General features: G+C 52.7%; 17 protein-coding genes, 2 tRNA genes and 1 pseudogene. 18 read left to right on the forward strand and 2 right to left on the reverse strand.

Annotated elements, in window-relative coordinates; translation table 11 throughout:
• Window positions 1-231: 231 nt before the first annotated feature.
• Both PL263_RS03160 and PL263_RS03165 read left to right on the forward strand, forming a co-directional pair.
• Window positions 232-1,629 (forward strand): glycoside hydrolase family 30 beta sandwich domain-containing protein, encoded by a 1,398-nt coding sequence (locus PL263_RS03160; RefSeq protein WP_278211662.1) that lies wholly within the window; start codon window positions 232-234, stop codon window positions 1,627-1,629.
• 21 nt (window positions 1,630-1,650) lie between these two features.
• Window positions 1,651-2,904 (forward strand): glutamate-5-semialdehyde dehydrogenase, encoded by a 1,254-nt coding sequence (locus PL263_RS03165; protein WP_278211663.1) that lies wholly within the window; start codon window positions 1,651-1,653, stop codon window positions 2,902-2,904.
• Between the two features lie 146 nt (window positions 2,905-3,050).
• On the opposite strand, the gene PL263_RS03170 is transcribed toward PL263_RS03165, so the two are convergent.
• Complete coding sequence (locus PL263_RS03170) at window positions 3,051-3,266, reverse strand: hypothetical protein (protein ID WP_140912678.1); 216 nt, start codon at window positions 3,264-3,266, stop codon at window positions 3,051-3,053.
• A 368-nt stretch (window positions 3,267-3,634) separates the two neighbouring features.
• Here PL263_RS03170 and PL263_RS03175 point away from each other — a divergent pair, with 368 nt between their 5' ends.
• The 16 genes and pseudogenes from PL263_RS03175 to PL263_RS03250 all read left to right on the forward strand — a co-directional run bounded on the left by PL263_RS03175 (window position 3,635) and on the right by PL263_RS03250 (window position 17,121).
• Entirely contained in the window at window positions 3,635-4,600 is a 966-nt protein-coding gene (locus PL263_RS03175) for a PQQ-dependent catabolism-associated beta-propeller protein (protein ID WP_278211664.1), read from the forward strand.
• On the forward strand, window positions 4,597-5,340 hold the full coding sequence (locus tag PL263_RS03180) for an ABC transporter ATP-binding protein (protein ID WP_278211665.1): 744 nt from the start codon (window positions 4,597-4,599) through the stop codon (window positions 5,338-5,340). The genes PL263_RS03175 and PL263_RS03180 overlap by 4 nt, the downstream gene beginning before the upstream one ends.
• Window positions 5,337-6,146: an ABC transporter permease gene (locus PL263_RS03185; protein WP_278211666.1), complete on the forward strand. Its 810-nt coding sequence runs from the start codon at window positions 5,337-5,339 to the stop codon at window positions 6,144-6,146. Before PL263_RS03180 ends, PL263_RS03185 begins: the two co-directional genes overlap by 4 nt.
• Window positions 6,147-6,315: 169 nt before the next feature.
• Window positions 6,316-7,239, forward strand: a complete 924-nt coding sequence (locus tag PL263_RS03190; RefSeq protein WP_278211667.1) for a hypothetical protein — start codon at window positions 6,316-6,318, stop codon at window positions 7,237-7,239.
• An 83-nt stretch (window positions 7,240-7,322) separates the two neighbouring features.
• Window positions 7,323-7,399: transfer RNA gene (locus PL263_RS03195), tRNA-Val, on the forward strand.
• A gap of 49 nt (window positions 7,400-7,448) precedes the next feature.
• Window positions 7,449-9,357, forward strand: a pseudogene (gene thrS / locus PL263_RS03200) (threonine--tRNA ligase).
• A 21-nt stretch (window positions 9,358-9,378) separates the two neighbouring features.
• A complete protein-coding gene (gene infC, locus PL263_RS03205; protein WP_140912684.1) occupies window positions 9,379-9,903 on the forward strand; it encodes a translation initiation factor IF-3 in 525 nt (174 codons plus the stop codon).
• Window positions 9,904-10,043: 140 nt separating this feature from the next.
• Window positions 10,044-10,241, forward strand: coding sequence for a 50S ribosomal protein L35 (rpmI, locus tag PL263_RS03210; RefSeq protein WP_054761633.1), 198 nt, complete (start codon window positions 10,044-10,046; stop codon window positions 10,239-10,241).
• 33 nt (window positions 10,242-10,274) lie between these two features.
• The gene (gene rplT, locus PL263_RS03215; protein ID WP_140912685.1) at window positions 10,275-10,637 is read left to right on the forward strand and encodes a 50S ribosomal protein L20; all 363 of its coding nucleotides are present in this window, start codon (window positions 10,275-10,277) and stop codon (window positions 10,635-10,637) included.
• Window positions 10,638-10,768: 131 nt separating this feature from the next.
• Entirely contained in the window at window positions 10,769-11,788 is a 1,020-nt protein-coding gene (pheS, locus tag PL263_RS03220; protein ID WP_140912686.1) for a phenylalanine--tRNA ligase subunit alpha, read from the forward strand.
• Window positions 11,789-11,803: 15 nt separating this feature from the next.
• Window positions 11,804-14,179 carry a phenylalanine--tRNA ligase subunit beta gene (pheT, locus tag PL263_RS03225; protein WP_278211668.1) on the forward strand — a complete coding sequence of 792 codons (2,376 nt, stop codon included), beginning with the start codon at window positions 11,804-11,806 and terminating at the stop codon, window positions 14,177-14,179.
• A complete protein-coding gene (gene ihfA, locus PL263_RS03230) occupies window positions 14,179-14,478 on the forward strand; it encodes an integration host factor subunit alpha (RefSeq protein ID WP_064023451.1) in 300 nt (99 codons plus the stop codon). The genes pheT and ihfA overlap by 1 nt, the downstream gene beginning before the upstream one ends.
• Complete coding sequence (locus PL263_RS03235; protein ID WP_054761637.1) at window positions 14,462-14,815, forward strand: MerR family transcriptional regulator; 354 nt, start codon at window positions 14,462-14,464, stop codon at window positions 14,813-14,815. The genes ihfA and PL263_RS03235 overlap by 17 nt, the downstream gene beginning before the upstream one ends.
• 47 nt (window positions 14,816-14,862) lie before the next feature.
• Window positions 14,863-14,939 (forward strand) — tRNA-Pro (locus PL263_RS03240).
• A 210-nt stretch (window positions 14,940-15,149) separates the two neighbouring features.
• Window positions 15,150-15,953 (forward strand): ferritin-like domain-containing protein, encoded by an 804-nt coding sequence (locus tag PL263_RS03245; protein ID WP_278211669.1) that lies wholly within the window; start codon window positions 15,150-15,152, stop codon window positions 15,951-15,953.
• Window positions 15,946-17,121, forward strand: a complete 1,176-nt coding sequence (locus PL263_RS03250) for an NnrS family protein (RefSeq protein WP_278211670.1) — start codon at window positions 15,946-15,948, stop codon at window positions 17,119-17,121. The genes PL263_RS03245 and PL263_RS03250 overlap by 8 nt, the downstream gene beginning before the upstream one ends.
• Window positions 17,122-17,171: 50 nt before the next feature.
• Here the strand turns inward: PL263_RS03250 and ispG are convergent, their stop codons facing one another.
• Window positions 17,172-18,392, reverse strand: coding sequence for a flavodoxin-dependent (E)-4-hydroxy-3-methylbut-2-enyl-diphosphate synthase (ispG, locus tag PL263_RS03255; RefSeq protein ID WP_140913985.1), 1,221 nt, complete (start codon window positions 18,390-18,392; stop codon window positions 17,172-17,174).
• Window positions 18,393-18,575: the final 183 nt, after the last annotated feature.

Consider the following 18,575-nt stretch of genomic DNA (forward strand, 5'->3'; position numbering starts at 1 on the left):
CGGAGCTACTATAAAATCAAATTAAACAATGTTCAATTGAATTTTACAGTCTCCGATTTTGCATTGCAAAATCCGACCGTCGTTAGCGGAAACCAGCCGGCACCAAGCATTTCGCATTTTTCCGGCGGATTTCATTATCATGTCGCTGCGTCGAGCAAGGAGCGAACAAGCCTAAAGCACGCTGCCAAAACCGCCGCCGAACTCCCGTTCAACGATCATGCGAGATCCATCATGACCCAGATTTCCAGTCCCGAGCCGACCCAGGCCATCTCAGTTTGGCTGACCAGCGCCGACCGCAGTCGCTTATTCGAAAAGGCGCAGGATGTGCTGTTTTTTCAAGCGGGCGATGGCCTCGGCCCGGCGATTACGCTGGACCCGGAACAAGTTCGGCAAACGATCGAGGGATTCGGTTTTTCGGTGACCGGCGGCAGTGCCATGCTGATCAGCCGCTTGCCGACAGACGTCAAACAGAAGTTATTGAATGAATTGTTTTCGGCCGACGCCGATGGCATCGGTGTCAGTTTTTTACGGTTGAGTATCGGCGCGTCGGATTTGAGCGAGCGCAGTTATTCCTACGACGATCTGCCGGCAGGGCAAACCGACTTCGAGTTGGCCTACTTTGACCTGGATGCCGGCGACTGCGAGGTGGTGCCGCTGTTGCGGGAAATCCTGGCATTGAATCCTGAGATCAAAATCATCGCCACGCCCTGGTCGGCGCCGCGCTGGATGAAAACCAACCAAGCTGCCGTCGGCGGCAAGTTAAGACCGGAGTGTTACGCCGTTTACGCTCAGTATTTCGTCAAATACCTGTTGGCGATGCGCGCACGCGGTATCGCGATTCACGCCATCACGCCGCAAAACGAACCGCAAAACTTCAAAAACGACCCGAGTATGGTGATGGAGGCGGCCGAGCAAGCCGAGTTCGTCAAAACCTACTTAGGTCCGGCGCTGGCTGAGGCCGGTTTGGCCGAAGTCGAAATCTTATGTTGGGACCACAATTGCGACGTCAAGGAATATCCGTTGGCGGTGTTCGCCGACGCTGGCGCCCGCCATTATTTGCGCGGCTCGGCTTGGCATCTCTATGGCGGCGATATTTCGGTGCTGTCGGAAATCCACGCGGCCTATCCGGACATGAAGTTGTATTTCACCGAACAATGGGTCGGCTCTGACGGCGAATTCGGTGGCGATTTGATGTGGCACGTCCGCCATGTGTTGATCGGTGCCTGCCGCAATTGGAGTAACGCGGTACTGGAATGGAATCTGGCGGCCGACCCGTTTTGCTGCCCGCACACGCCGGGCGGCGAGGCGCGCTGCGTCGGCGCTTTGACCATCGACGGCGAGCGGGTCGAGCGTAACGTGGCTTACTACATCATCGGCCATGCCGCCAAAACGGTAAGGCCCGGCTCGGTGAGAATCGATTCCAGCAACGATTTGTTGCCGAACGTGGCGTTCGTTACCCCGGAAGGCAATCTGGTATTGATTGTGTTGAACGACGGCGAAGCCGGTGTTGGCTTCGATATCCGTTATCGAGCGCTTACGGCCCGCGTCGAAATCCCGGCCAAGAGCGTCGCCACTTATCTTTGGCCGGCAAATTATTCCGCGCCGGCTGATTTCTCAGACATCCTTTAACCGAAAACCATGCTTTAGCTCATGAAATTATCTTCCATAACCGATATCGCCCGGCAAAGCCGCTTGGCTGCGCGCCAACTGGCGCCGGCTTCCGACGCGCAACGTAATTTGGCTCTGGCAAAAATGGCCGAAGCGTTGCAGGACGTTAGAGCGCAGGTGCTGGCAACCAACGCCGAAGAAGTCGTGAAAGCCCGCGCGGCCGGCCAGACCGAGGCAATGGTCAAGCGGCTGACCATCGACGACAAGATGTTCGATTACATGCTGTCGCGCTTGAAAAAAGTCGCGCAACTGCCCGATCCGCTGAACCGTATCCTGACCGGCCATACCAATCCGGCCGGGTTGCGGGTGTATAAGAAGTCGGTACCGCTGGGCGTGATCGGCATGATTTACGAGTCGCGGCCCAACGTCACCACCGACGCCGCCGGCGTCTGCATCAAAAGCGGCAACGCCGTGATACTGCGCGGCGGCTCGGAGGCCTTGCAAACCAACACGGTATTAACCGATGCGATGGTGGCCGGCGCGGCCGCCGCCGGCTTGCCGCAACACGCCATCCAGATCGTCCGCACGCCGGGCCACGAAGTGGTCTGCGAATTATTGCAACAAGACCAGTACATCGACGTACTGATCCCGCGCGGAGGCAAGAGCCTGATCAAACGTATCGCCGAAGGCACCCGGATTCCGGTGATCAAACATTACGACGGCATTTGCCATTTGTATCTGGCCGCCGACGCCGAACCGGCCAAAGCCGTGGCGCTGGCAGTCAATTCCAAATGCCAGAGCGTGCAGGTCTGCAACGCGTTGGAGACCTTGCTGGTCGATGCCGAATGTGCCGAACGGTTGTTGCCGTTATTGGATGAAGCCTTTACTGAAAATGGCATCGAACTGCGCGGCTGTGAGGAAACCCTGAAACTATTGCCCGGCATTGCCGCCGCCACCGAACAGGACTGGTCCAGCGAATACCTGGCGCCGATTCTGTCGGTGAAAATCGTCGCCGGCATCCAGCAAGCCATCGATCATATCAACCACTACGGTTCCGGCCACACCGACGGCATCGTCACCCAAAGCCTGAGGCTGGCAAGGCAATTCGAAGAACAAGTCGATTCGGCCTCGGTGATGGTCAATGCCTCGACCCGGCTATCCGGCGGCGGCGATTACGGCCTGGGCTCGGTAGTCGGCATCAGCACCGATAAACTCCATGTCCGCGGTCCGGTCGGGCCGGACGGGCTGACTACCTATAAATGGATAGCGGTGGGGGACGGCCACTTGCGCGAATGAGCAAGGAGTCTCGCTGAGTATCTTGCGAGCGGGCGCGTGTTAACGTTGTGAGCAGAGTAGGGGATTAAGCCGGCAGTGGAAGGGAGTTGCTTAACCAACCCGGCTTGCCTGCTTCGGGCTTCAATGCTCAATGGCCGAAGCGGGCTTCAGGGGGCTAACACCACTTCGCACGAATCGAAATAACGTTCCAGCCTATCCAGTTCGCCGGTGGCTAACTCGATGGCCGCATCGAACGTCTTGCCGTTTTCGCTGTGTTGGGCAATGTCCAGCATCAAATCGCACATGTTTTGGGTTTTAGTCAGTGCGTCATGTTGTTTTTCGATGTTTTCGAGTTGTTGGTCCGTAATCAAATAGATCTTCATGAGTCGAGTCCTCTTGGTACGCATTGCATTCAAGTTTCCGTAACGGATTAGAATGCGCTTAAACGGATCTGTCTGGCGTGTTTTTGGGTGCTGCCGGTATCGGCATGGTTGATATCCTCGCTCTCCCGGCCTAGCAAAGCTATTGTTCCAAGGTGCAGCAGGTTTCTTGTCAGTAGAATTTTCCGGGAGAAAACCACCGGTAGATTTCCGAATCGTCGATTTGGAAAATTTCCCTTTTTGTAAAGGGATGAAATCCTGGCTGGCTTCGGGTTAAACTTGCCGCCCGCCGATCGTCTAGCATGCGGTCTGGCTCGATCAAGAACGAGGAGATGGCTCAAGTGATTTATGGCAACTCAAGGATAAGCATCATGCGTCGGATAAAGCTGGCCGGAATGGCTGCCGCCGTTTGTGTCGCCGGTGCGGCAAGTGCGGAAACTGTCTTTGTGACTTTGGAGAAAGACAATGCGATTGCTGTGGTCGATCCCGCCGAAGGCAAGTTGGTCAAGACCGTCAAGGTTGGCCAGAGGCCGCGCGGTATTGCGATCAGTCACGATGGCAAGACACTGTTCGTCGCCACCAGCGATGACGACACGATTCGCATGCTGGATAGCTCAAACTTGAAGGAAATCGGTAAATTGCCTTCCGGCGAAGACCCGGAGACTTTCGCGCTGAGCCCCGACGACAAGCTGATGTACGTGTCCAACGAGGACGACGCCGAAGTCACGGTCATTGATATCGCCAGCAAGAAGGCGGTGGCTAAGGTCAAGGTGGGCGTCGAGCCGGAAGGTATCGCGGTCAGCCCTGACAACCAATGGACGGTCAGCGCCTCGGAGACCACCAATATGCTGCATTGGATAGGCACTGCCGATCGGCAGATCAAGGAAAATACTTTGGTCGATCCTCGGCCGCGCGCGGTGGCGTTTAGCGACGATAGTCAGCAACTCTGGGCAACTTCGGAAATGGCCGGTACGTTGACCATCATCGACACCGCAACCAAGCAAGTCGTCCAGAATATTAAACTGGATGTACCCGGTTTGAGCAGCGATTTGGTGCAGCCGGTCGGCATCGCTATCGATAAACAACGCCGCTACGGCTACGTAGCGATGGGGCCGGCCAATCGGGTCGCGGTGATCGACGCGCAGAATTACAAGGTGGAGAAATTTTTGCTGGTCGGTCAACGAGTTTGGAATCTGGCTTTTTCACCGGACCAAAAGCGCCTGTATACCACCAACGGCGTCAGCAACGATATTTCGATCATCGACCTGGAAAATCACAAGGTAACCAAGTCGGTGGCGGTGGGCCGTTATCCTTGGGGTGTAGCGGTCAAACCATGACGTCGGCGCTACAAATCGATGGTCTGAGTTTTGCCTACGGTGCCAAGAAGGCGCTGGATAATGTCGCGTTTCAGGTCGAGCCCGGCGAATGCACGATTTTACTGGGGCCGAACGGTGCCGGCAAAAGTACCTTGTTCGCCCTGATTACCCGGCTTTACGACGCCAGGGAAGGACGCATCGCGCTGTGCGGTTACGACGTCAAGAAGCAAAGTCTGCAAGCCCTGGCCAAGTTAGGGGTAGTGTTTCAACAGACTACGCTGGACCCGGATTTGTCGGTGACCCAAAACCTGCGCTACCACGCCGCGTTGCATGGCATCAGTAAAAAACAGGCAGACCGCCGGATACAGGAAGAACTAGAGCGGCTGAACATGTATGAGCGGCGCGGCGAGAAAGTCCGGCAACTGAACGGCGGCCACAAGCGTCGGGTCGAGATTGCTCGCGCTTTGTTACACAAACCCAGTCTGCTGCTTTTGGACGAACCGACTGTCGGCTTGGATGTGCCTAGTCGGCAGGCCATCGTCAAGCACGTCCACGAATTGGTGAAGCAGCAAAGTCTCGCGGTATTGTGGGCGACGCATTTGATTGACGAGATTGCCGCCGACGACAGTCTGATAGTGCTTCACAAAGGTCAAATCAAGGCCAATGGCAAACTCACTGAAATATTGCAAAGCACTGGTTGGGCGGATCCGGGCCAGGTGTTCCAAAAGCTCACTCAATCCGACAAAGGCGGGCCGGCATGAGAATTTTGCATTATTGGCGGGCGCTGGTCGGCATCGTTGGTCGTGAATTACTGCGTTTTCTGCACCAGCGCGAGCGCTTCGTCTCGGCGCTGGTAAGACCCCTGGTCTGGTTGTTCGTGTTCGCGGCCGGCTTCCGCGCTGCGCTGGGTATTGCGATCAGCCCGCCTTACGAAACCTACATCTTGTACGAGGTTTACATCACTCCCGGACTGCTGGGTATGATTTTGCTGTTCAACGGTATGCAGAGCTCGCTGTCGATGGTGTACGACCGCGAAATGGGCAGTATGCGTATGTTGATGGTGTGCCCGCTGCCGCGCTGGTTCTTGCTTTGCAGCAAATTGATCGCCGGTACCGCGGTCGGCGTGCTGCAGTGCTACGCTTTCCTGGGCATCGCTTGGTTGTACGACATTCAGGCGCCGCTGCCCGGCTATCTATGGATACTGCCGGCGCTGGTGTTGGGTGGCATGATGCTGGGCGCGCTGGGCTTGTTGTTGTCCTCGTTCATCAAGCAATTGGAGAACTTTGCCGGGGTGATGAACTTCGTGATATTTCCGCTGTTTTTCATGTCCACTGCGTTATATCCGCTCTGGAAAATCAAGGAGTCTAGTCCGCTACTGGCGACATTGGCAGAATATAATCCGTTCTCCCAGGCTGTAGAGCTGATCCGCTTTGCGCTTTATCAGCATTTCAATCAGTCGGCTCTGATCTTCACCGCGATTTCTTTTTTAGTGTTTATCGGTGCGGCGATAGTCGGCTACAACCCCTCGAAAGGCATGATGGTGCGCAAGGGAGGCGGTGGCGATTGAGGGTTTTCGGTCAAGTCCGAAATTAATTTTTTTGCGTTTGTTTGCTAAAGTTCACAGAATTCTCGTCGCTAATTAGAGGGGCAGGTTGGTTTCGGTGGCGGCGGAGGTTATTTATCCCATCCGCCAAAACTGGATTAGCGATCTAGTTTCTTCGTTGGCGGGGGTGTTCATGGCTACAATCAATTCAATTTCGGCATCGCTGTATATTTCACAGACCACTATCACTGTTTCTGCTGCAAGCGCTGCTGAGAAGCCGGACGGTACGAAGCCCGAAACAGTTGCTGAATCCCCCCATGCCCAGGGTCATCGCCATCACGGTGGCGGTTATTTTATGCGGAGCGTCGTTAACGCATTGCAGGGTTTGGGGTTGAGTTTTCCTCGTGAAAATGCTGACAGCCATCATGAATCGGATAGATCAAACCAGTCTGACGAAGGAAAAGCCGTCGATATAGGGCAACTGGTAAAGACATTTCTACAGGATTTGCGCCAAGTATTGACGCAAGCTGGCTCGGGACGGGCTGTTGGATTGAGGGTTGATACTGCGTCCGGCGCCAATTCAAGCGGGTTTGATTCGGTTTCGCAATTATCGAATAGCGCGGCGACGGCGAATGCGTCCACCACGACCAGTAATGAGTCTGCGGACCAGGTTTTGACCGATTCGGCGTCGAGCTCGGCGCCGGTCACAACGAATGATGCTTCGGCTCAGTATGCTCACGGCGATGTGTTTAAGGCGCTACACGGCTTTTTACACGAGTTGCGGCGAGCGCTCGCGCAAGTTGCAGATGCTGCAAATACCGGGGCTGGCGGCAAAGGTGATGGCTATGGATCTCGCTCGGTCGGCTGGCACGGTTATCGAAATTTTTCCGCGAACTTGGACAACTTGATTGCGGCTTTAAGTGACGCGAGTCAGGCAAGTTCCGATCAATTTAAGTCTCTAAGGGAGGATTTTGATCGTCTGGTCAATCTTTTGGATAGTGGCAGTGGTGGCGAGAAACCTTCATTGTTGGAGTTTTTGAACAAACTTAAGGGTGACACCGAGCATCAGAATTCGGCACCAGCCGGCTCAGGTACTATCGTCTCGGCTACGATATGAGTCGGGATTAAAGCGGATTGGCAGAAAACGCTTGCACAAAAATTTAACGTCGTTATAATGCACGGCTCGAACGACAAGACTTTAGGCGCGTAGCTCAGTTGGTTAGAGCACCACCTTGACATGGTGGGGGTCGGTGGTTCGAGTCCACTCGCGCCTACCAAAATACTAAGCACCGCACGACGGTGCTTTTTTTATTGTGGAATCCAAAAATGCCAGTGATAACTCTGCCTGATGGCTCTCAGCGTCAATTCGACCATGCAGTTTCTGTGATGGATGTGGCTCTGTCTATCGGTACCGGGCTGGCTAAGGCGACCTTGGCTGGCAAGGTCGACGGTAAGCTGGTTGATGCTAGTTATCTGATTCAGGGCGATGCGACCCTGCAAATTGTGACCGCGAGGGATGAGGAGGGCGTGGACGTTATTCGTCACTCCACTGCCCATTTGTTAGCGCAAGCCGTTAAGCAGTTGTTTCCCAGCGCTCAGGTTACTATTGGTCCTGTCGTAGAAAACGGCTTTTATTACGATTTTTCTTACGAGCGATCGTTTACGCCCGACGATTTGGTTGCGATAGAGAAAAAAATGCAGGAATTGTCTGCAGCCGATATGCCGGTGCAGCGTTCTTTGATGGCTCGCGACGAAGCGGTGCAATTCTTTAGTGCGTTGGGTGAAAAATACAAGGCCGAGATTATCGCTTCGATTCCGGCAAATGAGGAATTGTCGCTTTACCGGCAAGGCGAATTTACCGACCTGTGCCGCGGCCCCCATGTGCCGAGCACTGGTAAGCTAAAAGCATTCAAGTTGATGAAAATTGCCGGCGCCTATTGGCGGGGCGATTCGAAAAACGAAATGTTGCAGCGGATTTACGGTACCGCGTGGGGTGATGCTAAAGAGTTGGCCGCTTATCTGCACCGTCTTGAAGAGGCGGAAAAGCGCGATCATCGCAAAATCGGCAAGGCTTTGGATTTGTTTCATACTCAGGAGGAAGCGCCGGGTATGGTGTTCTGGCACGACAAAGGCTGGACGATTTACAAAGAAGTGGAGCAGTACATTCGCGAGAAGTTGCGGGTGAACGGCTATGGCGAAGTTAGGACGCCGCAAATTGTCGACCGTACTTTGTGGGAGAAATCCGGGCATTGGGATAAATTCAGTGCGATGATGTTCACCACGCATTCCGAAAATCGGGATTATGCGGTGAAACCGATGAACTGCCCGTGTCATATCCAGATTTACAATCAAGGCATCAAAAGTTACCGTGATCTGCCGGTGCGCTTGGCTGAATTCGGTTCTTGCCATCGTAACGAGCCTTCGGGTACTTTGCACGGTCTGATGCGGGTTAGGAACTTTGTGCAGGACGATGCGCATATTTTTCTGCACTGAAGATCAGATTCAATCTGAGGTATCGACTTTTATCGATTTGCTGTTCGAAGTTTATAAGGATTTCGGTTTCGACGAAGTGATCATTAAGTTATCGACTCGCCCTGAAAATCGGGTCGGCGCCGATGCGGTATGGGATAAAGCGGAGAGTGCTTTGGAGTTGGCGCTTAACAATAAAGGCCTTGAATGGCAGTTGCAGCCTGGAGAAGGTGCCTTTTACGGTCCGAAGATTGAGTTCTCGCTGAAAGATTGCATCGGTCGGGTTTGGCAGTGCGGTACCATCCAGGTCGATTTTTCGATGCCGGAGCGGTTGGATGCCTGTTACATCGGTGAAGACAGTGCGCGCCATACCCCCGTGATGCTGCATCGGGCTATTTTGGGTTCGTTAGAGCGCTTTATCGGTATTTTGATCGAGCAATACGCCGGAAACTTTCCGTTGTGGTTAAGTCCGGTGCAAATCATGGTCATGAATATCACCGATCGTCATGCCGAATATGCCGAGCAGGTTCGCCTAGAACTTGAAAAACAAGGTCTTAGGGCCAAAATTGACTTGAGAAACGAGAAGATAGGCTTTAAAATCCGCGAGCATTCCATGCAGCGTGTCCCGTATTTGTTGATTATCGGCGACAAGGAATTGGAAACTCGAACTGCGAGTGTGCGTACCCAGCAGGGCGAGGATCTGGGAAGTCTGTCAATTGGCGAACTTGGCGAACGTTTGAGAAAGCAGATTGCGGATCGAAAATAATAACAACTTGGAGGATAGGGTATCAGCTCTAAAAAAGATGCAACGCGCTTAAATACCGAGATTACCGCCAGACGGGTAAGGGTGATAGGCGCTGAAGGTGAACAAGTTGGGGTTGTATCAATAAACGAAGCTTTGCAGCTTGCCTATGATGCGAACCTGGATCTGGTCGAAATTTCACCCAACGCCGATCCTCCTGTTTGCAAAATCATGGATTTTGGCAAATACCAGTTTGAGCAAAATAAAAAGCTCCAGGCCGCCAAGAAAAAACAAAAACAAATCCAGATCAAGGAAATCAAATTTCGACCGGGTACCGAAGAGGGCGACTATCAGGTCAAATTGCGCAGCTTGATCAAATTTCTCAACGAAGGCGATAAAACCAAAATCACCGTACGGTTTAAAGGGCGCGAACTAACTCATCGCGAACTGGGTATGGATCTGTTGAAACGTATCGAAACCGATTTGGAAGAGTTGGCCGCGGTCGAGCAATTCCCCAAACTGGAGGGCCGGCAAATGGTCATGGTGATGGGACCGAAAAAGAAAAAATAATTTTGCCGTTTTTTAAACGGTACGGCGTTGCCGGATTGCAGCGCCGATCGGGTTTTACCCGAAAAAATTCGGTTGGGCCGAGCATTTTGCCTGATTGAGTTTTTGCTCAGGGACTTTATTTTTAACATTGGAGAAAACAAATGCCAAAATTGAAAAGCCATAGTGGCGCCGGTAAGCGCTTTAAGAAAACCGGGACCGGTGGTTTCAAGTGCAAACAATCGCACAAACGCCATATCTTGACCAAAAAAACCACAAAACGGAAAAGACAACTGCGTAAAACAGCCATCCTGCATCCGTCAGATACGCCATTGGTAGCGCGCATGCTGCCATACAGTTGATCGACTAAATTACATTGCAGAGAGAATTGAAAAATGGCTAGAGTAAAACGCGGTGTTACCGCTAGAGCAAGACACAAAAAGATTTTAAAGCTGGCTAAAGGTTACTACGGTGCCCGTAGCCGGGTTTATCGGGTTGCTAAACAAGCGGTCATCAAAGCCGGTCAATATGCGTACCGCGACCGCAAGCAGAAAAAACGCCAATTCCGCGCTTTGTGGATCGTGCGGATTAACGCTGCGGCCCGCCAATTCGGCATTTCCTACAGCCGCTTAATCAATGGCTTGACTAAAGCTAATGTCGCTATCGACCGCAAGGTACTGGCCGACTTGGCCGTACGCGACATTCAAGCCTTCGGCGAGATTGCAAAGGTAGCAATCGCCAACCAGAGCAAGCCGTAAGCTGCTTTCAAATTCGGTTTTAGAAACCGTTTTGACGCATCCTCCCCGCTATGCGGGGAGTTCCGCCTTTCGACGGCGGATATCCATCGCTTGGGAAATCCCATCAATTACAGACAAAAGTGAGCTGAGTCGTGTCGGCTAATATCGAAGATATCGTTAAGCAGGCATTAGATGAGCTTGCACAGGCTAAGGATCTAGGTCAATTGGATCAGGTTCGGGTCAACTATCTGGGTAAAAAAGGCTTGTTCACCCAGCAAATGAAAGAGTTGGCTAGCATGGATCCGGAGCAGCGTCGTAGCGCTGGACAGGTTGTCAACGATGCCAAAAACACTTTCCAACACGCTCTCGAGACGCGTAAGCTCGCTTTAGAAAGTGCAGAGCTGGCTGCTCGGTTAGCGAGCGAGTCTATCGATGTGACTCTGCCCGGTCGCGGACAAACCACCGCCGGTTTGCATCCTGTTACTATTACCCTGCGGCGGATTAGTAGAATTTTCGCTAGCGTCGGCTTCAACGCGGTGGAAGGGCCGGAAATTGAAGACGACTATCACAATTTCGGCGCGCTCAACATTCCCGCACACCATCCCGCGCGTGCGATGCATGACACTTTTTATTTCGACGCGCATACGGTACTAAGAACTCACACTTCGCCGGTGCAAATTCGGGTCATGGAATCCGAGAAGCCGCCTCTAAAAGTGATTGCGCCCGGCCGAGTCTACCGTTGCGATTCGGATTTGACGCACACGCCGATGTTTCATCAGGTCGAGGGCTTTTTAGTCGATACCGATGTCAGCTTTGCCGATTTGAAAGGCGTCGTGTTTGAATTCTTACGCGCATTTTTTGAAAAAGACATTCAAGTTCGTTTTCGCCCGTCTTACTTTCCATTTACCGAACCTTCGGCTGAGGTCGATATCGAGTGCGTAATGTGTGACGGTAAAGGTTGTCGCGTCTGCAGTCAAACCGGCTGGCTGGAAGTCATGGGCTGCGGCATGATTCATCCGGAAGTTTTCAAATCCGTGGGTATCGATCATCAAACCTATTCCGGTTTTGCATTCGGCATGGGGGTCGAGCGCCTAGCCATGCTGCGTTACGGTATTAACGACTTGCGGATGTTTTTCGAAAACGATCTGAAATTTTTACAACAGTTTAGGTAACGGTGGATTGGAATCATGCAAGTAAGTGAAGCCTGGTTAAGGGAACTGGTCAATCCACCTATCGCCACTGCCGAATTGGTTGCGCAATTGACCATGGCCGGCCTCGAAGTCGATGCGGTCACTCCGGTTGCTGCCGATTTTAGCGGCGTGGTAGTGGCTGAAGTACTGGAAACCGTCCAACATCCGAATGCCGATAAACTGAAGGTTTGCCAAGTCAATGTCGGCCAAGAGCAAGCGCTGCAGATTGTTTGCGGAGCCAGCAACGTTCGGCCGGGTTTAAAGGTGCCGGCCGCCCTAATTGGTGCGGTACTGCCGGGCGATTTCAAAATCAAGGAATCCAAACTGCGCGGTGAGTTGTCGTTTGGCATGTTGTGTTCCGAAAAGGAACTGGGTTTAGCTACCACTTCCGAAGGTTTGATGGAGCTGCCGACCGATGCGCCGATAGGTCAAGACATACGCGAATATCTACTACTGAACGATAACGTGATTGAGCTCGGCTTGACACCGAATCGCGCCGATTGCTTGAGCGTCGTAGGTGTGGCGCGCGAGGTCGCAGTATTGAATGGTTTGACGTTACCGTCCGACGATTCCGTCGTCATCGAACCGCAACATCAGCAGACTTTGGACGTTCAAGTCCACTCTGCGGAAGCTTGCCCGGCGTATTTGGGGCGCTTGATCAAAGGTATCGATTCAGCCGCACAGACGCCGCTTTGGATGCAGGAGCGCTTGCGCCGTAGCGGGATCCGCAGTCTCAGCCCGGTGGTCGATGTCACCAACTATGTGCTGATTGAACTTGGTCAGCCTTTGCATGCATTTGATGCCGATAAATTGACGGCACCCGTTGTCGTCAGACGCAGTCGAGCCGGCGAGTCATTGGCGTTGTTAAACGATCAGACCATTGAACTTGATGGTGAGGCCTTAGTCATCGCTGATCAACAGCGGGCGTTGGCTCTGGCTGGCGTTATGGGCGGCAAAGAGAGCGCGGTGTTTGCCGAAACTCGCGATATTTTTCTGGAGTGCGCTTTTTTCAATCCAATTAGCGTCGCTGGTAAGGCTAGATACTTCGGGTTGCATACCGATTCCTCACACCGTTTCGAACGCGGCGTCGATTTTAATTTGCAACGTCGAGCCATTGAGCGCGCGACGCAATTGATATTGGAAATTGCCGGAGGCAGACCGGGGCCGGTGACGGAAATTATCAACACTGAAGCCTTACCGGCCCGCTTGGCAGTCAAATTACGTAGTTCTCAGATCGAAAAAGTCTTGGGTATCCAATATAGCGACACCCAAGTTCGCGATCTATTCTGCGGCTTGGGTATGCGGGTTGAGCCTTGCGCGGACGGATGGGAAATTACACCGCCGGGGTTTCGTTTCGATATCGCAATCGAGGAAGATCTGCTCGAGGAAATTGGCCGGGTATATGGCTATAACAACTTGCCCAGCAGTCATCTATTGATGCGTACTGAATTGGGTAAAGCACCGGAGTCGGTGCTAGGGTTGGATCGATTGCAGGATTGTCTGGTTGATCGTGGTTATCAGGAAGCCATCACCTACAGCTTTGTGGATGAAGCGATGCAAAAAGCGGTGGCGCCGGATGATGAATTTATTCGGATCCAGAACCCGATTTCATCCGAGTTAGCGGTGATGCGTACCACCCTGTGGTGCGGATTGTTGAACGCTGCGCTATACAACATTAATCGGCAGCAGAGTCGGGTGAGGCTGTTCGAGACTGGCCTGCGGTTTGGTTATGAAAACGGCGCGATTCGGCAACAAAAGATGCTTGCAGGCATAGCACTTGGAGACCTGAATGCCGAGCAATGGGGCGAGAAGTCTCGGAAAGTCGATTTTTTTGATGTGAAAGCTGATGTGGAAGCCTTGCTCGGCCTTACCGGCAGCGTCGCGGTGTTCAAGGCAGCGGAGCATCCGGCATTGCATCCTGGGCAGACAGCTTGCATCTTCAACCAGGATGGAGAAACGATTGGTCTATTGGGAATGTTGCATCCGACATTGCAAAAACAACTGGGCTTCGATAGCTCGGTGTTTTTGTTCGAATTGAACCAGGATGCAATTTTGCAGCGCAAGGTGCCCAAATTCAGTCCCTTGTCTAAATTTCCGTCGGTACGCCGAGACATGGCCTTGTTGGTGGCGGAAGCTGTATCCGCTGATGCGATTGTTGCTTGTATCGCCGAAACTGGCGAACAATCCATTCGTGATGTGTCGATTTTCGATGTCTATCGCGGGCAGGGTGTGGCCGAGGGTAGCAAAAGCGTGGCGTTGAGTTTGGTACTGCAAGATTTTTCGCAAACTCTTACCGATGCGGAAATTGATGCTATATTTCGCAGGGTGTTGGAGACTTTGACGGCTAAACTGAATGCAAAATTGAGGGAGTGATTGTGGCATTAACGAAAGCAGATATTGCAGAAAAGTTGTTTGAAGATCTCGGCTTGAATAAACGAGAAGCTAAAGAAATAGTAGAGCTGTTTTTCGACGAAATCAAAAGAAGTCTGGAAAGCGGTGAACAAGTCAAAATATCGGGTTTTGGCAAATTTGAATTACGGGATAAAAATGGCCGTCCCGGCCGCAATCCGAAGACCGGCGAGGAAATACCGATCACGCCGCGTCGGGTTGTTACCTTTAGAACAGGGCAAAAATTGAAAGCTCGAGTGGAAGCTTATGCTGGAACCCAGTAATAACAACGAATTACCGGTCATTCCGGCCAAGCGCTATTTCACGATTGGCGAAGTCAGTGATTTATGCGGTGTGAAACCTCATGTTTTACGCTATTGGGAGCAAGAATTTACCGAGCTGAGTCCGGTCAAGCGACGCGGGAATCGGCGTTATTACCAGCGTCACGATGTGCTGTTAATCCGCCAAATTCGTGCCTTACTCTACGAACAAGGCTATACCATCGGTGGTGCCAGAGCCCATCTGGCGAGCGGTAGCGCTAAGGAAGATAGCCTGCGCACGAAGCAATTAATCCATCAAATGATAGGCGAGCTGGAAGATATTTTGGAGCTATTGAAATAGCGCGCTCGTAAATCATGGTAAAATGATTTTCACTATTTATTCAAAATCGGGGCGTAGCGCAGCCTGGTAGCGCACTTGTCTGGGGGGCAAGTGGTCGTGGGTTCGAATCCCGCCGTCCCGACCAATATTTTGAGTGGCTTCATCGATTTTTACTACGCTTACATCTTTGAGTTTTAGTATTTTCTAAACAAGATTTGAGCTGCCAACATGGGTTATATGGTGTTCGCTTGAACGATGCGCATACCTCGAGATATTCGGTTATCCCATCCTCTCCGTTTTTGCGCGACATTTAAGCGGTAGTCCTTTCGATTTGGATGCCGTCTCTTAATCCCAGATGAAATCAATATTCGAATTTGCCGAGCGGTGTCTGTTCGACGCCGATATCGAGCGAAAACTTGCCTTTACCTTCCAGGCCAGACAGCTATTGGCGGAGAATCGGCTGTCGTTTACAGCGCCCGGCGAGGCATTGCCGATCGCCGCTACGGTCTTCCCCGCAAAACCGGAATTATTGATGCCGCGCGACATGCCGAAACGGCGGCTGGATACCGTCGAAGGCAAGGCGGCTTTTTTCCATGCCTTGGCTCATATCGAGTTCGTCGCGATCTATCTGGCTTGGGACATTCTCTATCGCTTCCGCGGTTTGCCCGACGATTTTTACCGCGATTGGTTGCTGATCGCCGATGAGGAGGCGCAGCATTTTCAATTGATTCGCAACCGGCTCAGGCAATTGGGTTGTGATTACGGCGATCTGCCGGCGCACGGGGGCTTGTGGTCTCATGCGGAAGATACGGCGGAAGATATTTTAGCCCGATTGGCGATCGTGCCGCGGTGCATGGAGGCGCGCGGATTGGACGTGACGCCGGGCATGCGCGACAAGCTGGCGGCGATGGGTGATGCGGACGGCGTGGCCATATTGGAGCGGATATATACCGACGAAATCGGTCATGTCGAGCGCGGTTCGTATTGGTTCAAGAGCCTGGCCAGGCAGCGGGGGCTGCAACCCGAGCAGCATTATAAGGATTTGATTTTGGGCTATTACAAGGGGAAACCGAAAGGGCCATTTAACCGAGAAGTGCGTATAATCGCCGGTTTCTCGGATAACGAACTCGACTGGCTGGAGGAAAGGGCGCATGAATAACAAACCGGTTTTTGATTACCCGCTGTTTGCAATGGGCTTTCGCGCTTTTTTCGCGCTGGCGGGTTTATCGGCGCTGGCTTTGATTGCATTATGGAACTCGATGTCCAAAGGCGCTTTGCATATCGACAATTATTTCGCCGGTAGCCTGTGGCATGCGCATGAGATGTTGTTGGGCTACACCGCGGCGGTGATAGCCGGTTTTTTGCTGACCGCGGTCAGAAACTGGACCGGACTGCAAACCGTCAACCCGGACCAATTGGCCTCATTGAGTTTTTTATGGATATACGGCCGGGTATTGCCGTTTTATTCGGGTTTGCTGCCGGACGGATTGATCGCCGTCGTCGATATGCTGTTCCTGCCGGCGGTGGCTTATTTCGTGGCCCAGCCCTTGTTGAAGACTGGCAATTTCAAAAATCTGGTTTTTATTGCTTTATTGCTGTTGCTGACGCTGGGTAACGGCTTGATCCACGCTCAGATTTTGGGTGTGTCGGCAACCAGCGCCGGCGTGGGCTTGACGCTGGTAGTTGCGGTAGTGGTGGCGATGATTTTGGTAATCGCCGGCCGGGTATTTCCGTTTTTTACCGAACGCGGGTTGTCAGGTGTGATTTGCATCCGCAATCCTGCTTTGGACTTGGCTGCGGTCGCTGCCGGTGTGGCGGTTTTTGGGTTGCTGATGTTTGACGTCTCCGGTGCGGTGTTGGCGGCTGCGGCAATTGCGGCTCTGGTTATCAATGTGTTGCGGGTGTCCGCTTGGTACAACGCGCGGATCTGGTACGTGCCGTTGTTATGGGTGTTATACATCGGTTACGGTTGGTTAATACTCGGATTCGGCTTGGTGGCCTTGTCGGCATTTGCCTGGGTTCAACCGGTATTGGCACTGCATGCCTTTACGGTCGGCGGTATCGGCGTATTGACGCTGGGGATGATGGCAAGGGTGGCGTTGGGGCATACCGGGCGGGCGCTGAAGGCCTCGAATGTAGTGGCGATTGCGTTTTTACTGTTGAATATCGCGACGCTGTTCAGGGTAATGTTTCCGGCGCTGCTGCCGGCGTGGTACGGCGGCTTTGTCATGATTTCCAGCTACAGCTGGTTGGCGGCGTTTTCGTTATTCGCTTTTTATTATGCGCCGATACTGACATCGCCGCGGATCGACGGTCAGCCCGGCTGACAGGCAATAAAAAAGGCGGCTGAAAAGCCGCCTTTTTTGTGGTCGGGGCGTTACTGGGCGCTGTAGTGCGTCTCGATGTAGCGTTCGACTAGTGCTTGGAATTCCTCGGCAATATGGTCGCCCTTTAAGGTCACTGTCTTGACGCCGTCTTCGAATACCGGCGCGACAGGGGACTCCCCGCTACCCGGCAAGCTGATGCCAATGTTGGCGTTCTTACTTTCGCCGGGGCCGTTAACGACGCAGCCCATTACTGCGACTTCCATATTTTCCACGCCTTTGTATTTGTCTTTCCAGATTGGCATTTGATCGCGCAGGAAAGCTTGGATATCCTGGGCCAGACGTTGGAAATAATCACTGGTGGTACGGCCGCAACCCGGGCAGGCGATGACCATTGGCGTGAACGAACGAAAGCCCATGGTTTGCAAAATTTCCTGAGCGACGATAACCTCTTTCGTACGTGAGGCGCCGGGCTCTGGTGTTAGGGAGACGCGGATGGTGTCACCGATGCCTTGCTGCATCAATACGCCCAAAGCGGCGGCGGAGGCGACGATGCCTTTGGAGCCCATACCGGCTTCAGTCAAGCCTAAATGCAGGGGGTAGTCGCAACGACTGGAGATGTCTTGGTAGATACTGATCAATTCCTGTACGTTGCTGATTTTGCAAGACAGCACGATTTTGTCCTTGCCCAGTCCGAGTTCGACGGCTTTGGCGGCGCTTTCCAGTGCCGACAGAATGATCGCTTCCCGAGTAATGGCAGGCAACTCTTTGGGTTGCGCTAGCTGGCGATTTTCGTCCAGCAAGCGGGTCAATACCGCTTGGTCCAAGCTGCCGCCGTTAACGCCGATCCGGACCGGTTTGTTATAGCGAATCGCAAATTCGATCATTTGCTGGAATTGCGGATCGCGAGCTTTGCCTTTGCCGACGTTGCCAGGATTGATGCGGTACTTGGCAAGGGCTTGAGCGCAGTCAGGGTACTTTTCCAACAGTTTGTGGCCGTTAAAGTGAAAATCGCCAACAATCGGTACTGAAAAGCCTTTTTGTTCCAGTTGGTTGACGATTTCCGGAACGGCTTTGGCGGCTTCTTCGGTATTGACCGTGACTCTGACTATTTCCGAGCCGGCGGTCGCTAGTTCCATGATTTGTTGAACGCTTCCTGCAACATCAGCTGTATCGGTGTTGGTCATGGATTGAACTACGATCGGCGCGCCGCCGCCGACTTTAACGTTACCTACCAAAACCTGTTGGGTGTGTTTTCTGGGGCTAATCGACATAGAATTGTGTTTTCAGGAACTCGAGTTGTTTAAAAATACCAAGTAATTCACTTAGGATTAAAATTATACCTCCATAGCCACGGGACGGAAAAATTTTGCGGATAAATTACTTCTCTGATGTGCACTTAGAGTTTGGCGACCAAGCTTTGCCGGATACGGATGCCGATATCGTAGTCGCTGCCG

Source organism: Methylomonas sp. EFPC3 (assembly GCF_029643245.1).
GTDB lineage: Bacteria > Pseudomonadota > Gammaproteobacteria > Methylococcales > Methylomonadaceae > Methylomonas > Methylomonas koyamae_B.